This is a genomic window from Candidatus Nanopelagicales bacterium (genome assembly GCA_037045355.1).
In the GTDB taxonomy this organism is placed as follows: domain Bacteria; phylum Actinomycetota; class Actinomycetes; order S36-B12.
This window is the reverse complement of sequence record JBAOHO010000024.1, coordinates 1-5,534: the sequence shown is the minus strand read 5'-3', so window position 1 is coordinate 5,534 and position 5,534 is coordinate 1. Positions and strand designations below refer to the sequence as shown.

The window sequence follows — 5,534 nt, the reverse complement described above, 5'->3', positions numbered from 1 at the left end:
CCTCGACCGCTAGAGTCTGCGCCGGAGCTCACGCACATTGGAGCGCGGCATGAAGAAACGCGAGTTCGTCATCAGCATCGGGCTGATCGTGGCGTATGTGGCTGGATTGTTGGTCTGGGACAAGGTCGTGCCGACGTCCGTGGAGGACAGCATCAACACAGGCATCGCGTGGTACTACGCGGGCTTCTCGGTGCTCTTCGTGGCCTATCTGGCGGTCTCGCGGGGATGGCGCCGGGTCGGGCTGGTCGGCCGCGACCGCACGCCCGCGATCCGGTGGGTCGTAGTGCTTTACGTGATCCAGGCTGTGCTGCTGGCTGCCTTTCTTGGGCTGGTGTTGTCGGTGTACGACGGTCCGAGCAAGGTGATGACGTTCATCCTGATCAATGTCGTGTTCATCGCGTTCAACGAGGAACTGCTGTTCCGCGGCTTCCTGTGGGACTCCTTGTCCGGGCTGCGCCCGGCTCCCGCGATCCTGCTCACCTCACTGGTCTTCGGGCTGGTTCATCTGATCAACGGGGTGACCGGTGCCGCCTGGAACGGGGTCATCGTGCAAGTGGTCTTTGCAGCCATCGGGGGGCTTTTCGACGCAGTCGTCCGCTACGGCACTGGAAGCCTGTGGCCGACGATTCTCACCCACTATCTCCTCGATACCGCCGGTTCCCTCGGCGCGGACACGTCCATGGTCGGCGTGGGCCTCGGGATCCAAGTACTGACCGTCATCGCTGCCATCCTTGCGGTGATAATCATCTCGATCCGGTACAAAGACCCGGTGCAACCGCAGGCATCGATGCCCGAGGATGCCGTCGCGGCCTGAGTCTGGGTCTCGCGAGCAGGGGTTCGTACCCTTTCTCGCCGGGCTTTTAGATCCGCACCCGATAGGCTCGCGGGCATGTCATCCGTAGAAGAGATACCGGAGGCGGCTGACATGGAGCCGGCGCAACGCCCGCCGTTGGTGGAGTCCTGGCCAGCGATCGGGCGCCTTGCTTTCATCTCCGTCTATTGTCTGGTGATCATCATTGCCGGCTTCGGCCACTGGGGGCCTTCGACGGTGCGGATTCTGAACGCCATGGTGGCGGTCCTGTGGGGCTTGCTCCTGATCACGTGGATCCTGCAGGTGCGCGGCCAAACGGGTCGGTTGCGAGTTCGTCCTTCGCCATCCGGCGCTACCCATGCTGCTGATCGCCCCGCTGTTCCTGATCCTCTTCTGGGATCCGATCTGGTTCATCGTGATCGTCGTGGCCTTCATTCTGGAACTGCGCCAACTGACTGCGGGCGACGGCTTCATATTCTCTTTCGTCCTGATCGTGTTTGTAGGCCTAATGTCCGCGCTGACGATGGTGGAGTTGGAGAACAATCAGCAGGCTTCCGGCTTCCATGGCCCCGGGGACGCCTTCGTGTGGGCTTTCGGCGGTCTTGCTGCACATCGACACTGGGACGGACTTCACCCCCACCACGGCGGACGGGAAGTTCCTGGGTGTGGTCGTCAGCGTCTGCGGCATCCTGGCTGCGAGTATGTTCACCGCCAAGCTTGTCGCCTGGATTCTCGGTGACGACAAGAGCAGCCCCGCCGAAGGTTCCGGCTGTGACCGCCGACGACGCGGAGGCCCTGCGGACCGAGGTGGCTGAACTGCGGGAAACGGTGTCGCAGCTCAACCAGACCATCCAGCAGCGGGCCGGCGAATCTACCCCGAAGTGACTGTTGGGCCACCCTGACGTTCGAGGTCGTACCAGGTCGGTACCGAACGCACGGACTAACATGCGGCGGCCAGGTCATCAAACCCAGGATTTCCCCTGGTCAGGTCGGTATCCATTTCGGCGAACCGGACCCGCTGCAGTGCACTTCGGCACGCGGAGCAGACATCGGCACACACGGTCGGCGGTGGTGTCACAAGAATCATGAAAGAGTCTGGGCAAGGCTGTCGATTCGGGGGCAGGGTGTTCGTCGACGTTAATGACGGAGCCGGACAAGTCGGCCCGCGACCCAGTGCAGGAGGTAGTTCATGGCCAAGTACGCAATTCTGATCTACAGCGACCCGACCGTCTACGCGAACATGTCGCCCGAGGCGTGGGGCGCGCTGGTGGACGCGCATAGCACGTTCACCAAAGCGGTCGTTGAACTCGGTGGGTCCCTAGCGGGCGGGGAGGCGCTGGAGCCCACGACGACGGCCACCACGATCAAGGGTGGCAGCACGGTGACGGACGGCCCGTTCGTCGAGACGAAGGAGGCGTTGGGCGGCTTCTACCTCGTCGAAGCGCGCGACCTCGACCACGCCATCGAGATGGCCAGACTGTGCCCGGCCCCCGCCGGTGGCGTCGAGGTTCGCCCCATCGTGGACCCGACGACGAACCCATATTGATCGCTCCCCGCGACCAGCCGACCGCGTCCGCCACTACAGCGGACGCGGTCGCTGCCGCGCTCGCGCAGGCCCACCGCTCCGAGTGGGCCTTCGTGCTGTCCGCCACGGTGCGCGTCGCGGGCAACCTGGACCTCGCGGAGGAGTGCACACAGGAGGCGTACATCAGCGCGCTGCGGGCCTGGACCCGGGACGGCGTCCCGGAGCGGCCGGGCGCGTGGTTGACCACGGCTGCGCGCAACCATGCGCTCGACCGGTTGCGTCGGGACGTCACCCTCCGGCGCAAGCTCCCGCTGCTCGTGGAGCCGGCAGCCGTCGATCCGCACGAGCCGGCCGAGCTGGACTGGCCCGACGTCGATGTGCCGGACGACCGGCTCCGTCTGGTGTTCACCTGCTGCCATCCCACCCTCGCCCCCGAGGCTCGCGTCGCTCTCACGCTGCGACTGGTTTGCGGTGTTCCCACGCCTGAGGTCGCCCGTGCTTTCCTGGTGTCCGAGTCGACGATGGCGGCACGGATTACCCGTGCCAAGAACAAGATCTCCGCCGCCCGGATTCCGTATCGGGTTCCGGGCAGGGCGGAGTTGCCCGAGCGCCTGGACAGCGTGCTCACCGCTGTCCACTTGCTCTTCAGCACCGGACACACCGCCGGCGAGGGGGACGCGCTTGTCCGTGAGGAGCTTTGCGACCGGGCCCTGCACCTCGCGCGCACCCTTTCCGCGCTGCTCCCCGAGCAGGCCGAGACCCGCGGCCTGCTCGGCCTGTTGCTCCTCACCGACGCGCGCCGGGCCACCCGGACCGACGAGCAGGGTCGGCTGCTCCTACTCGCTGACCAGGACCGGACGCGGTGGGACCAGCGCGCGATTCTGGAGGGGCTCACGGTAACGGCCGGGGCACTCGCGTCCGGCCCACCGGGGCGATTCACACTGCAGGCGGCGATCGCCGGCGTGCACGCGATGGCGCCGTCCCTGGAGCAGACCGACTGGCCGCGCGTCGTGCACCTCTACGACCGTCTGTTGGCCGTGTGGAACACCCCGGTGGTCGCGCTCAACCGGGCGGCCGCTGTCGCGTTCGCCGACGGTCCGGCCGCCGCCCTGCCGCTCCTCGACGAACTGTCGACCGATCCCCGGCTCGCGGACTACCCCTACCTTCCCGCCACCCGTGCCGACCTGCTGCGTCGCCTCGGCGACGCCGCCGGCGCGGCTCAGTCGTACCGGCGCGCGATGGAGCTCACAACGAACGATGCAGAGCGCGCCTTCCTGGAGCAGCGCCTGGCCGAGGTCAGCCGCACCGCTGGCCCCGAGCCGGCGCCGGGCTGAGGACGGCAGGCTCGGCGGTCACCGACGATTTCGGCAGAGAGACCTCAATCCCGCGCCCGGCTCGGCTGCACCCGCTTCGGTTCGACAGGCGTCTTCGCCAGTGTTCACGCCGCTGACGGTGTGCGTCACGAGGGGGAGTGGGGTGCGCTGTGCAACAAGAAATTCCGGCGAATCCGTGGGGTCATTTGCCCTTGAACTTGATTGTGGTTGTGGGTCCTTTGCCACCCGTGCCGACAGCCGTGATCTGGAACCGGTACTTCTTGCCCTTCTTCACTGTGGCCTTGAATTTTGTGTTGGGTGTGGTCTTCCAGGCTTTGTACTTCTTGCCGCCGGGTTTGGAGATGCGTACCCGGTAGGAGTCTGCGCCGGAGGTGGCCTTCCAGGTGATCTTCGCGCTGCCCTTGCTGGCTTTGGCCTTCACGCCGGACACTTTGCCGGGTGGCGGTGCGAGGGACGGGGTGTTCGACGCCTGGGGAGGCTCGGACACATTCGGAATGACGGCAGGGGACGGCCCCGAGGGTTCCGAGGTGCCGATGCTGTTCTTGGCGGTGACGGTCACGGTATGGGCAGTCCCATTATTCAGCCCGGTGATTGTGCAGGCGGTGGCGCCGCTGGTGGTGCACGTGCTTCCCCCTGGGGAGGCGGTCGCCACGTACTGGGAGATCGGCTGGCCGCCGGTGAATGACGGTGCCTGCCAGGACACATTCAGTTGCGAGTCGCCCGGGCTGGCCGTTGTCGAACGGGGCGGGGAAGGTTTGATCGCGAGGACAGACACCGAGTTGCTCAGGGAGTTGGTGACGTAGGCGCGCGTGCCGTCTGGTGACACGGCCACATCCTCGGGACCATCGCCAACGGGGATATCGCTGCCCACGATCTGGTTGGTTGTGGTGTCGATGATCGACACCGTGTCGCTGTTGCGATTGGTGACGTACGCGCGCTTCCCGTCAGGGGTGATGGCAACGCCGGACGGTCCGGTGCCCACCGAGATGGGGTTGTCGAGAGTCTGGTTGGTTGTGGTGTCGATGACCGACACCGACTTGCCATTGAAGTTCGTGACGTAGACGCGGGTGCCGTCCGGGGTGATCGCCACCGCGAGGGGGGCGCTGCCGACGACGATCGGCGAGCCCGAGACGGTGTTGGTGGTGGTGTCGATCACCGATACGAATCCACTGCCGCCGTTGGCGACGTAGGCGCGGGTGCCGTCCGGGGTGATCGCAACGCCTGTTGGTTCGTCGCCCACAGTGATTGGACTTCCGATGATCTGGTTGGTGCCAGTGAAGATCACCGATACCGAGTCAGTTGGGGTTCCCATTTGGGGGTTCGTGACGTAGGCGCGGGTGCCGTCCGGGGTGATCGCCACCCCCGCCGCGCGGCCGACGAAGGCTATTGGGTTCCCGATCACGGTATTGGTCGTGGTGTTGATCGCAGAGACAGTGCCACCGAGATTGTTGGCGACGTAGGCGCGGGTGCCGTCCGGGGTGACCGCCACCGCGCTTGGGCCGTCACCGACGGAGACGGGGTAACCAGTGACCTCATCGGTGGCGGTATTGATCACCGAGACCGAGCTGGCGTCGTAGTTCGTGACGTACGCGCGGGTGCCGTCCGGAGTGAACGCCACCCCCGTCGGGCTGTCACCCACGTTGATCGTGTCGCTGACCACTGGCGTTGCCGCCACTGGAGAAGCCGTCACTGCCAGCACGGCCAGGACCGTCGGCGCCAACAGGAAGATCCTTGCATGATGCACGGGGCACCTCCGAGTCATCCGTGAACATCGAACCTTACGCGATCTTCGCTCCCTCGGGGTAGCTCAAGGAATACGGTCGCACAATTGCAGGCCTACCTGGGGTCACTCAATCCCGTGCCC

5 protein-coding genes are annotated in these 5,534 nt (G+C 65.8%); 4 read left to right on the top strand and 1 reads right to left on the bottom strand.

What is annotated here, in order from left to right; genetic code table 11:
* Nucleotides 1-49: 49 nt before the first annotated feature.
* The 4 genes from V9E98_12630 to V9E98_12615 all read left to right on the top strand — a co-directional run bounded on the left by V9E98_12630 (nt 50) and on the right by V9E98_12615 (nt 3,670).
* A complete protein-coding gene (locus V9E98_12630; GenBank protein ID MEI2717811.1) occupies nt 50-814 on the top strand; it encodes a CPBP family intramembrane glutamic endopeptidase in 765 nt (254 codons plus the stop codon).
* 355 nt (nt 815-1,169) lie between these two features.
* Complete coding sequence (locus tag V9E98_12625; protein MEI2717810.1) at nt 1,170-1,550, top strand: hypothetical protein; 381 nt, start codon at nt 1,170-1,172, stop codon at nt 1,548-1,550.
* Nucleotides 1,551-2,000: 450 nt separating this feature from the next.
* Entirely contained in the window at nt 2,001-2,357 is a 357-nt protein-coding gene (locus tag V9E98_12620; GenBank protein ID MEI2717809.1) for a YciI family protein, read from the top strand.
* Nucleotides 2,354-3,670: a sigma-70 family RNA polymerase sigma factor gene (locus tag V9E98_12615; GenBank protein MEI2717808.1), complete on the top strand. Its 1,317-nt coding sequence runs from the start codon at nt 2,354-2,356 to the stop codon at nt 3,668-3,670. Before V9E98_12620 ends, V9E98_12615 begins: the two co-directional genes overlap by 4 nt.
* Nucleotides 3,671-3,851: 181 nt before the next feature.
* Here V9E98_12615 and V9E98_12610 read toward each other — a convergent pair whose 3' ends face one another.
* The gene (locus V9E98_12610) at nt 3,852-5,414 is read right to left on the bottom strand and encodes a beta-propeller fold lactonase family protein (protein MEI2717807.1); all 1,563 of its coding nucleotides are present in this window, start codon (nt 5,412-5,414) and stop codon (nt 3,852-3,854) included.
* Nucleotides 5,415-5,534: the final 120 nt, after the last annotated feature.